We start from the raw sequence: 21038 nt of genomic DNA, 5'->3' as shown, positions 1-21038 counted from the left end.
AGTTTAACTTGCTCATTGACACTCCCCTGTCTGAAGACGAGGGAATATCATTATATCGATCAACCACAATAGCGAAAGAGGCAAAAGAAAAAGTACTTTTTCTTTTGCCCTCTACCGATTAACGAAGTCTTGCTGTTTTACACTGCTTCTTTTTTCCGAGTGGTCTTATCACCCACTTTCTGGAACAGACCGAATTCGACCTGCTCGTCTAGGTCAGGATCAACCCCAGCAAATACATCTCGGAACAGAGTCCGGGAACCATGCCAGATATGACCAAAGAAGAACAACAGAGCAAAAACCGCATGACCGAAGGTGAACCAACCCCGTGGACTAGTACGGAACACCCCGTCAGAGTTTAAGGTTTCGCGATCAAATTCAAACGGCTCACCCAGTTGCGCTTTCCGGGCATACTGCTTGACAACCGCTGGTTCTTCAATGGTTTGACCATCCAAAAGACCACCGTAGAATTTAGCCGTGACACCTGTTTGCTCAAAGCTATATTTCGACTCAGCCCGCCGGAATGGAATATCCGCACGAACAACGCCATTGGCGTCGGTCAAAACGACCGGGAAGGTTTCAAAGAAGTTAGGCATACGGCGCACCGTCAATTCCCGACCTTCGCCATCGGTAAATACCGGATGACCCAACCAAGCTTGGGCAATACCATCACCCTTGTCCATTGGACCGGTGCGGAACAAACCGCCCTTAGCTGGAGAGTTGCCGATATAGTTGTAGAACGCCAGCTTCTCCGGAATCTGATTCCACGCCTCTGAGCGGCTGGCTCCGTCTGCCATCGCCAGTTCCACACGGCGATCAATTTCTTCCTGGAAATAGCCTTGATCCCATTGGTAACGGGTTGGACCGAACAGTTCAATCGGTGTAGCCGCAGAACCGTACCACATCGTACCCGCCACGACGAAGGCTGCAAAGAATACAGCGGCAATACTGCTAGAGAGTACTGTTTCGATATTCCCCATCCGCAGCGCTTTGAAAAGTCGCTCTGGGGGTCGAACTGTTAAGTGAAAAAGTCCAGCAATAATTCCGACAATACCTGCAGCGATATGGTGAGCCACGATACCGCCTGGGTTAAAGGGGTTAAATCCTTCAGGACCCCACGCTGGGGCTACAGGTTGAACGTTACCCGTTAGACCATAAGGATCAGACACCCACATTCCTGGACCAAAAAGCCCAGTCAGGTGAAATGCACCAAAGCCAAAGCAGAGAAGACCCGACAAGAACAGGTGAATGCCAAACATTTTCGGCAAGTCCAACGCCGGTTCGCCGGTGCGGGGATCTCTAAACAGTTCTAAATCCCAGTAAACCCAATGCCAGCAGGCTGCTAAGAACAACAGACCTGCCAGAACAATATGAGCGGCCGCGACACCTTCAAAAGACCAATAGCCGACATCTGTCGCTGTTTCCCCAGTAATGCTCCAACCCCGCCAAGAGTCAGTGACCCCTAAACGGGCCATGAACGGCATCACGAACATTCCTTGACGCCACATGGGATTGAGGACTGGATCACTCGGATCAAATATGGCTAGTTCGTACAAAGCCATCGAACCAGCCCAGCCCGCCACAAGGGCAGTGTGCATCAGATGCACAGCAATCAGACGCCCTGGATCATTCAGGACGACTGTATGTACTCGATACCACGGTAGTCCCATCGACTACGCTCCTCCTAGAGATAGAGTTTCTACTTTGACGCTTCTTTTGAATCAAGATATTAGAAATTGATCTTACCCGCCTAGAATAATGAACCGATTACTTTTTGAGGTTAACCTCTATGTTCTATACGGCTAGGCGAGTCAGTTGACTGTGAAGTACCCCAACTTGCTTCGCTGAAGTTGGGGCTTCCAACTTAGCTAAACAAGGACGGTCTTATTCGTCTTTGGGATTTCCCGTCTCATTCGCCGATGCCACGTTGGGCACTTTCTAATTCCTAAGAGCAGAAAGTCCAGAACTCAATCTGGTGATGGTCTTACTCAGCGTCCACAGGCAGCCGCCCGTCTTCCACAGGCAGTTATTTTTTACTCGTACAACATAACTTGGCTTATCTTTTACCGTAGGGCGTAACCTAACGAACCAGCGGTCATGTTCTTTCCCTAGCTGCGATGTTTCTGCGGCAAGCATCTTACTGCTACTTTGAAGTTAGCCTGTCTGATAGTCCATACGCCTAGGCGGGTCAACAACCATTTTTATAGTAGCAGTCTGTTGATTGACTCCGTACCTCCGGAGGGTCCGCTGTCCATCCTCACCCTGCTAACGCTGAGGGTGAGGACTTCCGCGACTACGTTAAAGAAGTGTAACTTTTGTTAGAAACGATTGCAAGCCGAGGGGAAGTTTTGAGTTACTCCCTCCCCCGGTTCCTCTGCTCCGAGAGCTATCCAATCGCTAATCAAGAATCGTCAGTTTCTGAGGAGAGATTCAAAACACTCGGCGCGGTGGTCAATCGCTCAATCACTTGTTCAGCACTCATCAAACGTTTGAGGACGACTTGACCAATGGTTTTTGCGGATTGGGGTGAGGCTTCCGGTGTCGGTTTAACTTCTACCATCAGTACCGCATCCTCAACCCGATATAGCCATAACTTTTCCCCCTGTTCCAGGATGCAAAGGTTTAGACGGATGATTTCGGGTTCCCGTCGCCAAGCATTAACATTCCAGAGTCCTCCAAACTCCCAAACTCGTCCCACAGTCCAGCCATCGGATAGAAAAAAGTACTTTACAGACATTTGTATTACATTTATGGAACTGGTGTTCTAGTGCAGCATGGCAAAAGTTGTTTTTTGTTTCAGTCTGTATTGATAATAAAGTAGATAGGGTAGATAGGGGAGATGGGGCAGATGAGGGAGTTGGGGAATTCCAGCATGATCAAACCAGAGTAGCGTGGAGGTAGGGCAGTGAGTCTGGGTAAATGGATTGGTATACTTGCCTTTATTATTTCACTATTTATTTTGTGGCAAATTAGGCAGATTTTAATGCTTATATTTGCTGCAATTGTAATATCTAATGCCTTGAATATTTTGGTGGGAAGATTTCAACGCTCTGGAATGCAGCGTTTTTTCGCGGTTCTGCTGTCGCTTTTTCTGTTACTGTGTGTTTTGGTCGTATTTTACTTCCTAATTGTACCTCCTTTTGCCGAGCAATTTCTACAACTGAGTGAGTTGGTTCCCCAGGGTATCGAACAATTAGGTGAGTGGATAGAAGCCATCGAAGCGGATATTTCATCGGGATTGCTCGATCAGTATATCCCAGATATTAACCAGTTGCTGCAACAGCTTCCTCCCTTAATTAATCGTGTATTAGGGGGTGGAGTCACATTTTTTAATAATGCTTTGGGTGTTCTGCTTAATGGTTTGCTTGTTCTGATTTTAACACTGATGCTCCTTGCCGATCCTAACCCTTATCGGAAAAGTTTTGTTCGCATTTTTCCATCATTTTATCGGCGTCGAGTCGATGAGATTTTGCAACGGTGTAATGAATCGTTACGAGGATGGCTAGCGGGTATTCTGTTTAATATGGCAGTTATTTCTTTGTTGAGTTTTTTCGGCTTGCTGCTGTTAAGAGTTCCCCTGGCACTGGCACAAGCTACGTTAGCTGGAATTTTGACATTTATTCCCAATATTGGACCCGCGTTGAGTGTGATCCCACCCATAGCGATCGCGCTGCTGGATTCGCCCTGGAAAGCCTTGGCTGTATTGATTCTGTATATTGTGATTCAGCAGATTGAAACTAATTTACTCACGCCCTTAGTTATGGCGCAGCAGGTATCCCTGCTACCCGCCATAACTTTGCTCGCCCAGTTATTTTTCGTGACCTTCTTTGGATTTTTAGGATTATTCTTAGCGCTTCCCCTAACGGTAGTGGCTCAGGTTTGGCTCAAGGAGGTTCTAGTCAAAGATATTCTTGACCAATGGCATCATCCGAGTCACAAGGATGCTCAACCTGTAGCAACAACCTTTGCTGTTTCTCCCACTGCTGATACTCTAAGGGATGGGGGAGCAGGGGAAGCAGGGGGAGCAGGGGGAGCAGGGGGAGCAGGGGAAGCAGGGGGAGCAGGGGAAGCAGGGGGAGCAGGGGAAGCAGGGGAAGCAGGGGGAGCAGGGGGAGCAGAAGACGCAATGTAGAGACGTAGCTACGTCTGTACGCCCAATTCTCGACTTGTCACCCCATCAGGGCAGGTTGAGTAACATTAGAGCGGGAAAAAAACGATAATAGTGAAAAGAGCCACTAAGTAGGTTGATGGAAATAAACCGAACTCTGTTAAATTTTGTAAATATTCCTCGAACCCTTACAAATGACCAATGACCAATGACCAATGACAACTGTTGATTGTGCGAACCCTAGCTGAGATCAATGACAAAATTCACCATCGTCGTGCAGTCGTCTGGACGGTCGAGGAATTAAAAACGCGAGTCGCCGAGATAGGTGTTACTCAGGCGGCTAAGAACGTCGATGTGATTACCACAGGTACATTTGAGCCGATGGAGTCCTCTGGCGCGATTATTAATTTAGGTCACACAGACCCTCCGATTAAGATTCGTAAATGTTGGTTAGATGGTGTACCTGCTTATGCAGGCTTTGGTGCAGTGGATTTGTATTTGGGCGCGACTCAAGTCGTAGACTCTACCGATATGGGAGATCTGCCAGAGGTTGAGGAATCTAGGGAACGGGGTGGTTCCCATGTGATTGAAGACTTGATTGCTGGTAAATCGGTGCAGTTACGAGCGATGGGACAGGTAACAGACTGTTATCCTAGAGCCTCTTGTGATACGACGATTACTCGCGAAACGATTAACCAGTTCTATCTCTACAATCCGCGCAATCTTTATCAAAATTTTATCGTCGGCGTCAATGGGGGCGATCGCCTCTTGTACACTTATCTAGGTCCGCTCCAGCCCAGACTGAGCAATGCAGTCTATTCCAATCCTGGAGCCATTTCCCCACTCCTTAACGATCCTGAACTCAAATTGATTGGAATTGGCACGAAAATTTTCTTGGGTGGGGGTATTGGTTACATCGCTTGGGAAGGGACTCAACATTTTCCCCTGCAGAAACGCCTTCCCAATCACACGCCCATTGGTCCTGCCGCTACATTAGCATTAATTGGGGATGCCAAGCAGATGAATCCTAAGTGGGTACGGGGTTGCTACTTTAAAAATTATGGCCCGTCTCTGATGTTGGGCGTTGGTGTACCCTTACCTGTCTTGAGTGAAGAGGTTGTTCAGCATTGTGCTGTGTCGGATCAAGAGATTGTCGCCCCAGTGGTTGATTTCTCGATACCCCGTCGCGTTCGTCCCACCTTTGGATTAGTCAGCTACGCCCAACTGAAGCAGGGGCGCATTACTATTGACGGCAAATCTGTGCGGACGGCGCCCTTGGCAAGTCTATTTCTCTCACGGCAAGTTGCTTTGGAATTAAAGCAATGGATTGAAAGGGGAGAATTTACTCTCACCGAACCCGTGGCATCCATTCCCATGGATCGTTCCTTTCTGCCTCAAGATCGCTGGGGCGCTCAAATAACTATAGATTAAGCCAATCCCACGACTTTCAGTCGTGGGATTGGCGTCATCTGTCATCTGTCATTTGTCCTTTGTTATATTAGCACTTTACAGGTTTAACGTCCTATAACCGCCCCTAACTACCACTTCACCGATGAGGTAGAAGCTTGACATCCTCCCCACCCTGCTTGCGAGTCGTGGTGGGGATTCCCATCATTACTGACGGGGTTTCCTGGCTCGTCGAGCAACCTTACTCGTTTGGGTTTCCCCAGAAGAGCAGGGGGTCATCTCATCCCCAGGCGTAACTTTCCGTCTGCCCGACGGTAGTTGTGCAAGACCGGGCAACGCTAACATCAAAATATTGATGGCGGCGTTGGTGTCTCGTCGGACATCCTAGCATAGGACGGGAGAGATTGTAAAAAGCAGGTATTCAATATGCCTGCTTTTTACTTGGGGGAGTGAAGGCATCCCCACCCTACTCCACTTCGTTGGGTTGAGGATGGGGTTCTATAGCTCCCCCTCTCCCCCCCACGTTACGATACAATAGGCGGCGGAATCCTGATCCATGCCTATCAGGAATCGCTCTTAGGAATTACCTTTACCTGGCTTGTCCCTACGTTGAACCGGTTTGGATAAGGGTTCTGAACGCTTGAGTGAGGTTCCTGTTCCTGTTGTTTCGCCCGCACCACGACGGGGAGAACTCTTTTTAGGTCTTGACCCTTGGCGTGGGCGAAAATTCTTATTGGATCGCCTTTTGGGTGCATGAACCATACCAATATCATTGCCTTCCTCAATCATCAGGGTATTGGTATGCAGTTTGACGTGCAAATCCCAAAAGTGATTAATCACCTTTTCCCCAAGCAATCCCTTGAGCTGAAGCTTGAAAAATTTGGTTTTCTCTGACTCTTTACGGGGAGACTGTTTGATTTTGACAATAACGTCTTCATTCTCCCGCGACTGGTAAATGACTTGACCCCGAATTGAAAAATAACCTTCTGGTAATTGCTCTGTTGGTTCAGGTTGAGAATCATCTGGAGACGTTTGCGCCTCAGGGGTTGACTCTGCCGGTGGCGAGTCGGTTGATTCCAAAGCCGTTGTTTGATTTTGATTGAGTGTTTCAGGTTCCCAAACACCGACAATTTGGACGTGCAAATTTCCGTCTTGTTGTCTCGTGCGAGGATAAACTACCCAAAGATGGGATAGAGCTAAATCAAGATGATTTTTCACCAAACTCATGACCCGACCCAGTAAGACGGCATCAATTAAGGTACCGTCATCTGCGAGTAGAGTACCCCGTGTCAATTGCTCAGCAGAGGGCATATATTTTCCCCGAATCAGACCGATTGCTCGGTACTGCATGGGTTCACTGGGTGGAGGAATAGGTTGTTGTCGTTGGACATCTGATGGCATTGTCCCGGTTGAATCCGTTGTAGTAGATGAGTTAGTCACGTTTTGAGAATTGCCATTGGGCGGGGCTGGGTGTGGCGGTTGCACACTGGATGCTTCTGGCAGATTTTCACCAGAAGACTTGGGTGAGTCGGAAGACCGATTCACAGAAGGACTCATATAACCTCCTAGCGGCGGAGACACATTCCCTTGTGGGAGTTGGACTGACTGCTTGAATTCTAGTTTGTTCAACATCCTTGCTGGAGTGGAACAGCTAGAATGACTCTCCTAGCTATGTTTCCCGCAAAAAACCAGCACAGTAAGCGAACTTAGTATCAGTCTGCCCATTTTACAAAATGCAGTCATAAGACTGGTACATCCGTAAAGTTTATGGAATCTTTACTCGCAACAATCTGGACTCTATTCAAATTTTGGCGGGAAAATAGGGTAGTGGGTATCAATCTGAGTAATCCGTTACATACTAGATAAGAGGACAAGATATGAGTGAATCATCCATCAATTCCTTACTGGAGGACTTAAAAAACCCTGACGAAAATGTCCGCAAGCAGGCAACCGAAGCACTATGGCGTATCTGGTTCTATCAAAAGGGAATCTCCGGTATGGAACGGCTGGAACGAACACAGATTTTATTAGAACGTGGGGAAGCAGCCCAAGCTGAAGCGCTGCTGACCCAGATTATTAGAGAGCAACCTGATTTTGCCGAAGCGTGGAATCGACGAGCCGTTCTTTACTACGTACTTAAACAGTATCAAAACTCAAGAGACGATTGTCAGCAGGTTATCCAACTTAATCCTATTCATTTTGGGGCGCTGCATGGTTTGGGATTGTGCCATGCGGCGTTGGGAGACTATCAAGCGGCAATTACAGCCTTTCGTAGGGCGTTGAAAATTCAACCCTATTCTTTAGTTAATCAAAAGTTGATTCTTGAATGCACGGCGCGGTTGAGTTAGAGGGTGAGTAACTGTATTAGTAGATGGGAAAGATGGTGATGATGGCGATGATGGTGATGTGTAGAGACGTAGTATGCTACGTCTCTACCGTGAGGTAAATTTGGTGAATATAAATCAGCTCTATCCCTTACAAGCGGGCGATTTGCTACGGGTGATTGCTCCGAGTGGTGCGTTAAGAGAGGTTGACGCATTCCATCAGGGAGTGGAAATTTGGCGTCGTCGAGGTTATCGAGTTGAATTGCCAGCTAATTGGGATGCTAGGGATGGTTACCTGGCGGGTACAGATAACCAACGACGCCAGCAGTTAGCCGCCGCTTGGTATGACCCAGAATGTCAGGGGATTCTTTGTATCCGAGGCGGCTATGGTAGCGCTCGTCTTCTGGAAGACTGGACGTGGACGTCTCCGATACCACCCCAGGTTGTAGGGGCGGGTTTGACCGATAACGCTACTCAAGAAACCGATAACTTGACGAAACCCGCCCTGCTTGGGGAACAGGGGAGTCTTGAGCCAAAATCCCATATCCCCAAATGGCTGATTGGCTTTTCCGATATAACTTGTCTCTTGTGGAGTCTAGCTGGAGTGGGAATTGGCAGTGTTCATGGTCCAGTCTTAACTACATTAGCCAGTGAACCGGAATGGTCGCTGAATCGCTTATTTGACTGTGTAGAAGGACGCTCTGTGTCCCCCTTAACTGGGAAGGGTTGGGGCGGGGGTAAGGTTAGGGGGTGGCTTTTGCCAGGGAATCTGACTGTGGCAACCCATTTACTGAGTACGCCGATTCTTCCACCGCTAGATGGGGCGATTCTGGCGTTAGAGGATGTAACTGAAGCGCCTTATCGAATTGACCGCCTGTTGACTCAATGGCGGATGAGTGGCATGTTACACAAGGTTAAGGGTATTGCCTTGGGACGGTTTAGCCGCTGCTATCCCCCCCAGAATATACCAAGTTGGACGGTTGAAGAGGTATTACGCGATCGCTTAATGGGTCTCGATATCCCCATTGTCTCCGATTTTCCCTTTGGTCACGATGGTGTCAACGCGGCTTTGCCTGTGGGAGGCGAGGTTGAACTGGATGGGGATCAGGGAACCTTATGTTGTGAAACTTCATAAATCATTGTCAACCGGGAATGGTAAGCTAACATAGCGCTGAAAAATTTATGTAGGGTAGGTCTAGTATGGCTGGGTTAACCCAGGTTCCTTATTTATTACGAGCCGCTCGTGGTGAAGAATTAGAACGTCCGCCGGTGTGGATGATGCGACAGGCGGGTCGATATATGAAAGCCTATCGGGATTTACGCGATAAGTATCCCAGTTTCCGGGAACGCTCCGAAATTCCCGAAATTGCTATTGAAATTTCTCTCCAACCCTGGAAGGCGTTTCGCCCTGATGGAGTGATTCTATTTTCTGATATTCTCACTCCCCTACCCGGACTCGGTATTCCCTTTGATATTATCGAAAGCAAAGGACCAATTATTGATCCGCCGATTCGCTCCCAAGCACAAATTGACGGGCTTCATCCCTTAGAGTTAGAAAAATTAACATTTGTCGGTGAGATTTTACAAGCGCTGCGCCGGGAAGTCGGTAACGAAGCCGCTGTATTAGGCTTTGTCGGTGCACCTTGGACGTTAGCCGCTTATGCGATTGAGGGGAAAAGTTCCAAAAATTACTCGATTATTAAAGGGATGGCATTTTCCCAACCTGCCATGCTGCATGAGTTTCTGGGGAAAATAGCCGACGCGATCGCGGTTTATGTGCGTTACCAAATTGACAATGGTGCCCAAGTCGTGCAACTGTTCGATTCCTGGGCGGGTCAACTGAGTCCCCAAGACTACGATACCTTTGCCTTACCCTATCAGCAGCGAGTGGTTGAGCAGGTGAAAGCCACCCATCCAGATACGCCTCTGATTTTATATATCAGTGGGAGTGCAGGTATATTAGAGCGCATGGGTAAATCCGGTGTGGATATTATCAGCGTAGACTGGACGGTGGATATGGCAGAAGCGCGACAGCGGTTAGGCTATCATAAGAACGTTCAGGGGAACATGGACCCAGGGGTGCTATTTGGGTCACAGGACTTCATCCGCGATCGCATTTTGGATACGATTCGTAAAGCTGGAAACCGAGGTCATATCTTTAATTTGGGTCATGGTGTATTACCGGGAACCCCAGAAGATAACGTCAGGTTCTTCTTTGAGACAGCCAAACAGGTTGATCAATTGCTCACCGTTCATGCGTAAGAGATTGGGGATGGGGAAACACTTCCCTTTGATCGAGGGAACCTGGTTTTTAATGTAGGGGCGGGTTTAACTACTATCGTTTCTTCCCTCACCCCGATTTGACTAAACCCGCCCCTGACACAAATGCAGGTGACGCCACTACTAGCGTGATACAGCTAAAATTGTGGAATAGAGGTTGAGCTAGGATTAGGATATTCAAGATCTAAAATCAAATGGCTCCCAAGCGAATCTTCATGACCGGTGCTAGTGGTTGTATCGGTCAGTATGTAGCCGAAACTTTAATTCAACAAACAGATCACGAGTTGTATTTATTGGTCAGAAATCCAGATAAATTAGGATTTGACTACCATGCTCGTCCGGGTATTACAATTTGTCAAGCTGATTTACGGCAGATTGATCAGTTTGGCGATTTGCTTAAAACTGTAGATGTAGCTATTTTGGCAGCAACGGCTTGGGGAGGAGTACAGGAAGTTTTTGATATTAATGTGGTCAAAACCCTGCGGTTGCTGGATTTGCTGGATACTCAACGTTGTGAACAAGTCATTTATTTTTCCACTGCTAGCATTCTCAATCAGCAAAACCAGTTACTCAAACAAGCCGGTCAACTGGGAACCGACTATATCCGTTCCAAATATGACTGTTTACAGCAGCTCTCAAAACTCGCGATCGCGCCTAAAATTACTACAGTGTTTCCCACGTTGGTATTGGGGGGAGATGAGCGTAAACCTTACTCCCATATTTCATCAGGGATTAAGGATGTGGTGAAATGGATGGACTTAATTCGTTGGTTCAAAGCCGATGGGAGTTTCCACTTTATGCACGCCCAGGATATCGCTCAGGTAGTGCGCTATCTGGTTGATCATCCTCCGAGTCAGGAGTTGACAGCGAACACAGACGACGTATTATCGAGAAATCGTTTAGTCTTAGGAAATCCGCGCCTCACCGTGAATCAGGCGGTAGAAGAAGTCTGTACTTATTTCGGTAAAAAAATTTATGTTCGAGTCCCGTTATCGATTGGACTAGCGAATCTATTAATTATCTTATTCCGGATTCAGATGGCGGCGTGGGATCGATTTTGCCTCAACTATCGCCATTTCACTTATCAAAACCCAGTGAATCCCCAGACATTCGGTTTACCAACATACTGTCCTACCCTGAGTGACGTTTTGAAAATCAGCGGTATTCCGTAGGGGCGCACCGACGTGCATTGGTGTCAACTTAAGGTGAAAAGCAGGGGGAGCAGGGGGAGCAGGGGAAGCAGGGGGAGCAGGGGGAGCAGGGGGAGCAGGGGGAGCAGGGGAAGTAAAATACTTTCGTTACCAAGTTCGATGAAATACCTCGGTTGAGGCTATTCCTTCCTTGAATGGCTGTAAACCAGAATTGGTAAGGGTTATGGCTTAAGTTGACACGGATGACCGACGTGCGCCCTACACCGACGTGCTTTGTCAACTTAAGCTCAAAAAGAAAGCAATACCTTGAGACAGACCCCTCCCTAACCCTCCCCGTCGCCTTGGGGAGGGAACTCTAAGGGCTTTGGTTTTTCCCCATAGCCGATACCCGACACCGGACAAACGGGTTCAAAATATAAATTGTTACCTACTTCCTATCGCGTGTTCTATACAATGGAATAGAAAGAGATGGAGTTAGCGTTATAACCCCATGCTATCCATCCAGTTTTCGCGGATGATACCCTGGTCAAAAAACGGTTTCCCAAACAAGTCTCAATAATCTTTCTGGAATCCGTCTGATGGGTGATGTAGATTAATACAGCCTTTGACTAAGGTCACTCATTCCCCAAGAGGGTATCGCGTATACTATCTGCTAGAGGAGAAGCCCAGTCATCTAACCTGAGACAGATTTTAAGCCCAAAATGCTGAGAATTCTGTAAAAACGGAAACTGTGGCGATGCGTTAGCAGTAAATCTCAGTAAGGGTTTCCTGGCAAAACAGGTAACCCTTATCGCTGAGAAAAACGAAAAACGCTGTTATCCGGTCATCAAGGGTGGGAATTCTAGTAATAAGTGATGACACACTTCGATCAAGTGTCGTTATCGGTCGTAATCTAAGAGATCACTATGCCAGCCACTCCTTTTACCGACACTGAATTCGACCACGACCAACCTACCTACAGCCTGGATTTGCATGATACCCACGGCGATATAGACAATCCTGTGGATGATTTCGTTGATCCAGATATTGAAGAGGACATCGACACGAGTAGCTTTGCTAAAAGTGCCAACCGCCGCACCACCGATTTGGTGCGGCTATATCTTCAAGAAATCGGTCGGGTTCGTTTATTGAGACGAGATGAGGAAGTCTCAGAAGCTCAAAAAGTTCAGCGCTATATGCGACTACTGGACTTGCGCGTCAAGTTCGCCACACCAGAGGAGCCAGTTATTGAGCATTTCGTTCATTTAATCGAAACCCATGACCGTTTAGCCTCTCAATTAGGACATCGCCCCTCCTTAGAACGCTGGGCGACAACTGCTGGGGTGGATGTGGCTACCCTGAAGCCAAGTCTGGTGGCGGGGAAACGGCGCTGGGCGGATTTAGCGGAACTGACGGTTAAGGAACTGGAACAGGTTCAAGCCCAAGGGTTGCAGGCGAAGGAACACATGATTAAAGCTAACCTGCGCCTGGTGGTGTCGGTGGCGAAGAAGTATCAAAATCGCGGTTTAGAACTGCTAGATTTGATTCAGGAAGGAACCTTAGGATTAGAACGGGCAGTTGAGAAGTTTGATCCGACTAAGGGGTATCGGTTTAGTACCTATGCCTATTGGTGGATTCGTCAGGGAATTACTCGTGCGATCGCGACTCAAAGTCGGACAATTCGCTTACCGGTTCATATTACCGAAAAGCTGAATAAGATTAAGAAAGCCCAGCGGAAGATTTCTCAGGAACGAGGACGTACCGCCACGATTGAGGATATCGCCAAAGAGTTGGAAATGGATGCGCCGCAGGTACGGGAAGTGCTGATGCGAGTTCCGCGATCGGTTTCCTTGGAGATTAAAGTCGGGAAGGAGAAGGATACAGAACTAGGAGATTTACTCGAAACAGAGGAAACCTCCCCAGAAGACGTGTTGATGCGCGAGGCTTTACAGCGGGATTTACAGCAACTCCTAGCTGATTTGACCAGTCGCGAACGGGATGTGATTTGTATGCGCTTTGGTTTAGGCGATGGACATCCCTATTCCTTAGCTGAGATTGGGCGGGCGCTGGAACTGTCTCGCGAACGGGTACGGCAAATTGAGGCGAAGGCGTTGCAGAAATTGCGCCAACCCAAGCGGCGGAATCGGGTGCGGGATTATCTGGAAGCGTTGAGTTAGGGGAATTCCCCACACATTGTAGAGACGCGCCATGGCGCGTCTCTTGGATTATTTTCACCCCACCCCTTCCCAATCCTCAATTCCTAGTCCATTCACCCGACTGAATTCGCCCGTATTGTGTGTTACCAAGATTAAACCATTCGCTAGTGCAATAGCTGCAATTTGTACATCATAGGGACTAATCGGTGTACCCAAAGCCGCTAAGTGTGCGCGAATGTTTCCGGCAACTTGGGCAGATTTTTCATCTAAAGGTAAAATTGAAAATTGAATGAAAAATCGTTCTAGTGTCACTAAATTTCGTTCAGGATTACTGCTGCGATAGGCTCCGTAAACTAGCTCAATCTGTACGACAGTACACAAATAAATGGTTTCTGGTTTTTCCGCTGATAGGCGCTTCGTAACCGCTGGACTCGTATTATTTAACAAGCGAATACAAACATTCGTATCAAGCCGGTAGGTCAAAATAGCGTCTCCCTCGTCTCATACTCTCCTTGCGGTTCGCGGACTAGCGGTTCTCCTACCCAACCTCCAATCACTTCTTCAAAAAAACCAGGCATCCATTCCGTTTTTGATTTTGTTGGTTGTAATACTTCAACGCTTCCTTGATAGAAACGTTCCACAATAGCTAATAACTGAATACCTCTAATAATTACTTCCTCTGGTGAATTGTATTTTCCCGTATTAACCTGACGTTGAATAAACTGTTCTAGTTCTGGAGTTAAAGACACATTCATTGATTTTTCCCCTATACCTTCACTATATTATTACTTGCTAGGAGCGCTTGGCGAATAACGGATCAGGGAAACGCTATCCCTGTCTTCATCAGTAAGTAGAAGCGTTGAGTGAGGGGAATTCCCCACACCTTGTAGAGACGTTGCATGCAACGTCTCTACAATGGTAGATTTAGAAACCATCAAGATTCTGGAACATCCACTGCGTCTCGTTCTGTGCGAATCCACTTATTTTCCGGCTTCACGAGAAACGCAAAATACAGGGGAATCTTCCACAAAATATAAAAGGGTACAGTCAAAAGGGTCTGTGCTGGTATATCCTCACGGCAAAACTTAGCCCATGCGCCAATAATTGATAGTAGAATTAATACTCCTTCTAACCCGACAAAAATCGCTGGTATCCAGGATATTCCCACAACTGCTGCTAGTAACGTTCCCCCCATAGCCGCTACCCAAATCATGACTAATAGAGAAAGGGGTGGTACAACTAAATCAAGAGCGATCGCGAACAAGTCAACCCGTCGCTGAATCACAGACTGACCAAGGAGTCGCGGAACTTGGGTGAGTAAGGTTTGTAAATGTCCATGTTCCCATCGGGTGCGTTGAGTTTTGGCGGCTTCCTGCTGCTGGGGGAGACACCCGATGACTCTAGCGTCTAAACAAAATAGGGGAGAATGTCCAGCGATGGCTAAATCGATGCCAAGCTGCATATCCTCGACTATATTATTACTCGCCAGGGGCGCTTGGTGGATGACTGACCAAGGAAACGCCATCCCTGTTCCCATTAATAAGCAGGGGAATCCTAGGCGATTTAGTCCACGGGGACGGACTAAGTTTTTCACCCGAACCGATAGGGCGGAAATGGTATCCTTGGGTGTAGGGTTGGGGGGTTGTTCTAACAGGTAAATCGCTTGGGTGGGTCTTTTGGACGTGTTGGCACGTTGAGCGAGTTTCGCGATCGCGCCTTCATGTACGATACAGTCAGCATCTACGAGTACCACGATATCGGGTGGGTCGGTGGCAAGGTACTTTATGCCGTAGTCTAGGGCAAATCCTTTACCTTGATGTTCTGTATCTTGGCGTTCGATTACTGTTGCGCCTAAATGACGTGCGATCGCGGCGGTTTCATCGGTACAATTATCGGCAATAACCACCAGTCGGTCTTGATCCGTTAGCTGGGGTATTATTGTTTTTAGGGTCGTGCTAATTCCAGAGGCTTCGTTGTGGGCGGGAATTAACATGGTTACGTGGGGATGGGAGTCTGGGGCGACTGCTGGTGGTTGACGCGGTGGTAAGAGGGCGGCGAAACACTCAATGAACAATATCCCGATGGGGACGAGAAGGGAGAGTGCGATCGCGAGTATGATTATTTCTAGGATAAGAAGCCATGGCGGATTGGTAAACATGACCTGGAAACCTCGCTGTGTCTGGAACTTTGGGGATTCGGTAAGGGGGCAATAAATATCAACTGTTTAATTCCCAAAAATTAATAGAGAAGCGCTTTAACTTCCTACCAGCTAAAATTTACGCTATGAACTTTTTTAAACAAAAATGCAAATGTCGCTAAGAATAAAGACATTGCTAATAAAAGTGAGACATTACTGGCTAAACCAAATGCAACCATAATATTTCTTAAAGGGAGAAGCATTGAATGGGTTATAAATAATGGAAAGGCTAAAATCCCTATGCTTGATAATGATTGCAAAATTAACTTTACGCCAGAATTGAATTGATTATAATATACTAAAACAGTATTTGTTTTTATAAGGACTATAAGTACCAAACCTATATAAAAAAGCCATGTCCATAGATAGATTGGGCGAGGCCAAACCAGCCACATTTCAGACATTCCTACCTGTGAACAAACTACAAATCCTGCTGCAATCGCAGCGGCACTTACCCAAGTAAAACTTCTCGGTATACCTCTTTTTCCTTTTTCAACCTGTTGACGTATTATTATGCCTATTGCGATCCCACTAAGCGTCCCTGCGGTTAAATTAAAGTAACTATATTTAGCGCTAATCATAAGTTTAGCAAGTTCTATAAATCCATGAGTTTCATATACGCCTATAGGATCAAAAAAGTAATAGTGAGAGCAATAAAGAATAATACTGAGGAATATTGCTTTCGCGGCTGGATTTTTATTAGAGATAGCCTTAAACCAAAGTGGTAGGGTTGCGGTGATTAGTAAATAGTATGTTAGAACGGAATAGAATGAGTTAGTGAAATCGGTTAAAGTTTTGACTTCCCCATCAACAAGCTTATTGGCAAAGATCATTAGTGCGAGAACTAAAATTCCCCCTGCCAATAATCTCAAGGTGGTATAGAGGATTTTTCTTAGACGACTTGGATCAGTGTTAAAAATGCTAAACATCGAATAACCCGCAGATACCCCGTAGATGATCACAAATCCAGGAGTTCCTGCCGCAAATATATTGGCTAGCAATGGTTTCATTGCGGTTCCGATAAGGCCGGGAAGCATACCAAAGAAACCATCCGACCAGTGTCCACATATAACACAGAGAACTAACAAACCACGAACGATGTTAATGTTCATGCTTGTTCGTGTGTACTCGTTGGATATCGTGTGCGATGTTTTCTGGCTGTTGTCTTTTGAAGTTTCTATACGCTTAGCAAGTTCCCTGACCGATAATCCCTGTAACATACCTCTGGCGATTTCTGGCGAGATGCCAAGCTTTTCCATTTTGACCATTACAGAGATGGCAGTCAGCGAATCTCCACCAATTTCAAAAAAGTTGCTATCTGCATCAATATACTCTACACCCAAAACACCTTTCCATGCTGCAATAATTTCTTTCTCGCGTTCTGAAAGCAGTTGTTCACCTTGTCCTGGGTCAGCCTGTTCTGCTACTTGTGCCAGCTTTGCTGCTTGCAGGGCTTCCATTTGTGCCGCATAAAGTTGTGTAAGCTTGCGTCTTTGGATTTTGCCAGTGGCGGTGGTGGGAAACTCAGCAAACTCCATGATTTTTACGGCGTCTGCACTTTGAATTTTCTGCTTGGCTGCCGCTTGTACTGCAGCATCTTTGATGGTTTGTTGATCTAAACCTGCGCTTTTTAGAATACCCACTAGAATCGCATCTCCCCTCACAGAGTCTTCGACTCTAGCCACCGCAATACCTGATTGAATATTGAGAGTCTCTCTGATGCATTTTTCAATGTTGTCGGGAGATACCTTTATGCCACCACAATTGATCAGGTCATCCGAGCGACCTAAATAATAGATATAGCCATCTTTAATCGCACCCAAATCATTTGTTTCATGCCATCCATCGGCATCAATGTTTTTCTTGACTTGACCAGCAATCAGCAGCGTTTCGGCAACATGAGGTCCTTTAATCGTGATTTTGTTGTCAGCAGATAGTTTAATTTCAGTTTTTCCGTAAGCTTTACCCACAGATTCAAGATGTTCACCTTGGGTTTTATCGACCCTCAGAAATGTGCTTCGAGATGCTTCTGTCAGACCATAGTGCTGAACAATTGTTGCTTGGGGAAATAGTTGGCGTAACTGTTCTTTCTCGGCTCGGCTCATGTACTGGCTGCCAATCTCAATCCATTTGACAGCAGCAGTTTCATCTCCAAAAATCTCTTGACATTGGAACATTGTACGCCACAAACTGGGAACTGCTGAAATGGCGTTTATGGAGCCTTTGATCAACATATCTCGTATTTCTAAGGGGTTAAAGCCATTTTCGGGGATATAAAACTGACCGCCAGCAGTCGCCACAGCTCTGCATCGACCAAAACCAAATGAGTAATTTACCGGAACCCCAACATATTCTTTAATACTGGAGTCGATTTCCATAATTTCATTCAGGCGCTCGACAACATCATTTAGAGCGCGGTGGGTAAGCAGTACACCTTTTGGTTTTCCCGTTGTGCCGGATGTGAAAGAAATCTGAGCAACGGACTGTTTAGGCTTTGGCGTAAACTTGATATCACACCAGCCAAATTCTGACTTAGGTTCAATTATCTGGGTTGCTCCAGTTACCTGAATTTTGTATTGATCTGTTTTATCACTCAAAAACACCGCGATTTTATCGTGGTTGAAACAATCAAATACCGTTTTAACAAAATCTATTGAGTTGACAGAAACAATCCCGATCACGGGTTGTTTTTCATATATATTGTGTTCCACCTGGTTTATATGCTCAATAGCCATAGATAATAGATATAAGGTTAAAAATTAAAGGACGATTAAATTAATTAGACTTTTCTGCTGGAGTGATGCTGGATGTTTTTATTCCTAATGGTAATGTAGATTTAGGTTGAACCTAATCTAACTGAATCAGTTATGAGTCAAATAAGTTTTACTCTTATTTAAATGCATGACAGCTTAATTTTTGCAGGTACACCAACGGCTGTTGCTCCTACAGGTACGTCATTGAGTACGACGGCGTTAGCACCAATCTTAGCATGATCACCGATACTGACAGGACGAATGATTTTTGCTCCCGCACCAATGTCAACATGACCTCCTATTTTAACATTTGCTACTATTGTTACCTGTTGGAGAATGAGGCAATTCGGTCCAATGACCGCATTAGGATGAATAATCACACCATTGGGATGGGTAAGAAGTAATCCTCCACCAATCTGGCACGTTAGGGGGATGTCGGCACCAGTGATCACGCTCCAGAAGCGATGCTGGAGGACGTTAACCGGACCTAAAAATCTGCCCACAATTCCTTCGTTTGCCTGCCACTTTTGATAATTGCGGATAGATTTGAGCAGTTGGCGGCTAGGGTCCCACCACCGGCGCAGTTGTTCGCGACTCCAGTCGGGTTCTGTGGCAGAAATGTTGGGAACCTTGACGGATTTAACCATTGTCCTGAGTGTTTCGGGATTTTATGATCTTAGCAGGTACACCCACGGCTGTCGCCCCTGCGGGTACGTCACAAAGGACGACAGCGTTGGCACCGATATTGGCGTTATCGCCGATAGTCACGTTACCAAAGATTTTCGCCCCAGCACCAACGTTAACTCGATGCCCTAATTTTGGGGCATCAAATGGATGATCCACGTAGCGATTGCCCAGGGTAACGCCTTGACGGATAATACAATCATCACCAATGGTACAATCGCCGTGAATCACAATCCCATGTTGATGTTCGATGATCACACGACGACCCAGTTGAACGCTATAGGGTAATTCTATGCCGTAGGTATTACGGATTTTGCGATACAATGCTCGGTAGAGAAGACTAAACGGCGCTCGTAAGAGTTTGGGTTGAATTTGCATTCGCCAGACGCCAAAGCGCTGAATCGCAACGGCGCGGAATCCTGGTCGAGTCCAGTCGAGATCATGAGCAATCCAGTCTTCTTTGATTTGTTGCCAGAGTCCGAGTTGCTTAGGTACTGATTCTTCGGCGATGGTTTGTATCTCTGGTTGCGTGACCATAGTTTTTCTGGTTAACTGGGCGGTTGAAACCGCAGCTACACAAACTAAACCCGCCTGCGCGGGTTTCCACATCTCTAGTTTTGGAGCATCCCATTTTGGAAACACCATTCCCCAAAGCAACGATATTTCAATGGTTTCAGCCCTAGAAAAAGAGCTAACGCGCAAAATTGGAATGCTCCCTCTAGTTTTTCAGTATTAGTCCGCGTAGGCGGACTTTGTTTGTCTAGCCGCGATTTCCAATCGCCATGGCTGAAGTTGATTTAAACACGACAATAGTTTTATCACTATGATACACCGCCTTTGAGGAATACGCTATTGCGGAGAAAATCTCCTAGGAGTTGGGGCGGATCAGTATCAGGTTTATGTTGAATTACCCGACGCAAGCGCCACAAGGTAAACCCTGAAGCCCAAAGGAAGTCAGCGATGAAGGCGTACAGCCAACCGTAGTTTTTGATAAAATACCGTCGCCGAGAATCAAACCAGTACTGGGGGCGGCGTTTGGGGGGGCGTTTGGTATCAGTAACGCCAGAACTTTGTCCAACTAGGTGGACAACCCGACTTTCGGGAACATACCAACAACTCCAACCCACTCTTTTTGCTTGTAGGCAAAAGTCCATTTCTTCGTAGTACATGAAGTAGTCTTCATCGAGTAAGCCTACCTGTTCAAAAACTTCGCGGCGGACAATCATGCTGGCACCGGCTACCCAGTCAGTTTGGCAGGGAGCTTCGGGAACGGGAGGAGCAACAACCCATTGTTCGAGGAGTTTTGAGACTATACCCAGACGCAGCCCGTTATCGAGTTCACTAAATGCTGTATGAAAGCGAAATGCCGAACGTTGGGGTGTGCCATCGGGATCTTCTAAGCGACTTCCGGCAATTCCCACATCGGGATGGTCGTTCATGAAGTCTACTAGGATTTTTATGGCATTGGGGCGTGCGATCGTGTCGGGGTTGAGGAGTAGGATGTAGGCAGGGAGATTGGTTGACTCCAGGGCTGGACGAATTCCCGCGTTGTTGCCGAAAGCGTAACCGCCGTTGTGATCCAATGGCATAACCGATGCCCAGTCACCCCAACCTTCGGTTTCTATGGCGGTGCTGATTTGCTCAACTGACCCGTCGCCAGAGGCGTTATCGGTTACAACAACGCGAGTACCGGGTAGGGATTGGATTTCTCCGACTAGGGAACGGAGACAGTCAATCGTCATAGTGGGGGTACGGTAGTTAAGGATAACGATCAACAGATGATCAGCATAGCGAGAATGGGTTTGAGTGAGATTAGACATAATAAACTGGCGATCAAGAACAAGATTTGTCATCCGGAACACTATCCGGAAACAGCCTCGATCCTTTGTGGATATAGGTAAAGAAGTACCGAAGTTCGCGTTTGTGCTGAATAGCTCTCCAAGCAAACTGAATCGGTCTTCCAATAAGTTTGTGTAATGCCATTTATTGCCGCCTCAACAAT

The 21038-nt window shown here is 46.8% G+C and carries 17 protein-coding genes; 7 read left to right on the top strand and 10 right to left on the bottom strand.

The genetic code is table 11. The features are described 5' to 3' along the window. Positions 1–137 precede the first annotated feature (137 nt). Together psbB and ACLGGO_RS01025 are read right to left on the bottom strand one after the other, a co-directional pair. Entirely contained in the window at positions 138–1667 is a 1530-nt protein-coding gene (gene psbB, locus ACLGGO_RS01030) for a photosystem II chlorophyll-binding protein CP47 (protein ID WP_446339778.1), read from the bottom strand. A gap of 731 nt (positions 1668–2398) precedes the next feature. Then, positions 2399–2734: a hypothetical protein gene (locus ACLGGO_RS01025; protein WP_446339779.1), complete on the bottom strand. Its 336-nt coding sequence runs from the start codon at positions 2732–2734 to the stop codon at positions 2399–2401. Between the two features lie 168 nt (positions 2735–2902). Between ACLGGO_RS01025 and ACLGGO_RS01020 the strand changes: the two genes are divergently transcribed. Together ACLGGO_RS01020 and ACLGGO_RS01015 are read left to right on the top strand one after the other, a co-directional pair. Further along, a complete protein-coding gene (locus ACLGGO_RS01020; protein WP_446417948.1) occupies positions 2903–4129 on the top strand; it encodes an AI-2E family transporter in 1227 nt (408 codons plus the stop codon). 207 nt (positions 4130–4336) lie between these two features. After that, positions 4337–5536, top strand: coding sequence for a homocysteine biosynthesis protein (locus tag ACLGGO_RS01015; protein ID WP_446339828.1), 1200 nt, complete (start codon positions 4337–4339; stop codon positions 5534–5536). Between the two features lie 552 nt (positions 5537–6088). Here ACLGGO_RS01015 and ACLGGO_RS01010 read toward each other — a convergent pair. Continuing rightward, positions 6089–7144, bottom strand: a complete 1056-nt coding sequence (locus ACLGGO_RS01010) for a hypothetical protein (protein WP_446417947.1) — start codon at positions 7142–7144, stop codon at positions 6089–6091. A gap of 245 nt (positions 7145–7389) precedes the next feature. On the opposite strand from ACLGGO_RS01010, the gene ACLGGO_RS01005 reads away from it, so the two are divergent. From ACLGGO_RS01005 to sigC, 5 genes are all read left to right on the top strand, one after another. Beyond that, on the top strand, positions 7390–7860 hold the full coding sequence (locus ACLGGO_RS01005) for a tetratricopeptide repeat protein (RefSeq protein ID WP_446417946.1): 471 nt from the start codon (positions 7390–7392) through the stop codon (positions 7858–7860). Positions 7861–7933: 73 nt separating this feature from the next. Then, positions 7934–8971 carry a S66 peptidase family protein gene (locus ACLGGO_RS01000; protein WP_446417945.1) on the top strand — a complete coding sequence of 346 codons (1038 nt, stop codon included), beginning with the start codon at positions 7934–7936 and terminating at the stop codon, positions 8969–8971. Positions 8972–9036: 65 nt separating this feature from the next. Further along, positions 9037–10098 carry a uroporphyrinogen decarboxylase gene (gene hemE / locus ACLGGO_RS00995; RefSeq protein WP_446417944.1) on the top strand — a complete coding sequence of 354 codons (1062 nt, stop codon included), beginning with the start codon at positions 9037–9039 and terminating at the stop codon, positions 10096–10098. A gap of 212 nt (positions 10099–10310) precedes the next feature. Then, positions 10311–11288 carry an NAD-dependent epimerase/dehydratase family protein gene (locus tag ACLGGO_RS00990; protein ID WP_446417943.1) on the top strand — a complete coding sequence of 326 codons (978 nt, stop codon included), beginning with the start codon at positions 10311–10313 and terminating at the stop codon, positions 11286–11288. Positions 11289–12172: 884 nt separating this feature from the next. Next, positions 12173–13423, top strand: a complete 1251-nt coding sequence (gene sigC, locus ACLGGO_RS00985) for an RNA polymerase sigma factor SigC (RefSeq protein ID WP_446417942.1) — start codon at positions 12173–12175, stop codon at positions 13421–13423. Positions 13424–13477: 54 nt separating this feature from the next. On the opposite strand, the gene vapC is transcribed toward sigC, so the two are convergent. The 7 genes from vapC to ACLGGO_RS00950 all read right to left on the bottom strand — a co-directional run bounded on the left by vapC (position 13478) and on the right by ACLGGO_RS00950 (position 20856). Then, on the bottom strand, positions 13478–13885 hold the full coding sequence (vapC, locus tag ACLGGO_RS00980) for a type II toxin-antitoxin system tRNA(fMet)-specific endonuclease VapC (protein ID WP_446417941.1): 408 nt from the start codon (positions 13883–13885) through the stop codon (positions 13478–13480). Next, entirely contained in the window at positions 13882–14157 is a 276-nt protein-coding gene (locus ACLGGO_RS00975) for a ribbon-helix-helix domain-containing protein (RefSeq protein WP_446417940.1), read from the bottom strand. The genes vapC and ACLGGO_RS00975 overlap by 4 nt, the downstream gene beginning before the upstream one ends. Before the next feature lie 179 nt (positions 14158–14336). After that, on the bottom strand, positions 14337–15560 hold the full coding sequence (locus tag ACLGGO_RS00970; protein WP_446417939.1) for a glycosyltransferase family 2 protein: 1224 nt from the start codon (positions 15558–15560) through the stop codon (positions 14337–14339). Positions 15561–15664: 104 nt separating this feature from the next. Next, positions 15665–18334 carry an AMP-binding protein gene (locus tag ACLGGO_RS00965; protein ID WP_446417938.1) on the bottom strand — a complete coding sequence of 890 codons (2670 nt, stop codon included), beginning with the start codon at positions 18332–18334 and terminating at the stop codon, positions 15665–15667. 158 nt (positions 18335–18492) lie between these two features. Then, entirely contained in the window at positions 18493–18999 is a 507-nt protein-coding gene (locus ACLGGO_RS00960) for a serine O-acetyltransferase (protein ID WP_446417937.1), read from the bottom strand. Then, positions 18992–19573 carry a serine O-acetyltransferase gene (locus ACLGGO_RS00955; RefSeq protein WP_446418002.1) on the bottom strand — a complete coding sequence of 194 codons (582 nt, stop codon included), beginning with the start codon at positions 19571–19573 and terminating at the stop codon, positions 18992–18994. The genes ACLGGO_RS00960 and ACLGGO_RS00955 overlap by 8 nt, the downstream gene beginning before the upstream one ends. Positions 19574–19857: 284 nt before the next feature. Next, a complete protein-coding gene (locus ACLGGO_RS00950) occupies positions 19858–20856 on the bottom strand; it encodes a glycosyltransferase family 2 protein (RefSeq protein ID WP_446418001.1) in 999 nt (332 codons plus the stop codon). Positions 20857–21038 lie beyond the last annotated feature (182 nt).

The sequence above is a fragment of the Coleofasciculus sp. genome (genome assembly GCF_046565525.1).
In the GTDB taxonomy this organism is placed as follows: Bacteria; Cyanobacteriota; Cyanobacteriia; order Cyanobacteriales; family Coleofasciculaceae; genus Coleofasciculus.
The sequence above is the reverse complement of the archived record's forward strand: the minus strand, read 5'-3'. Positions and strand labels throughout refer to the sequence as shown.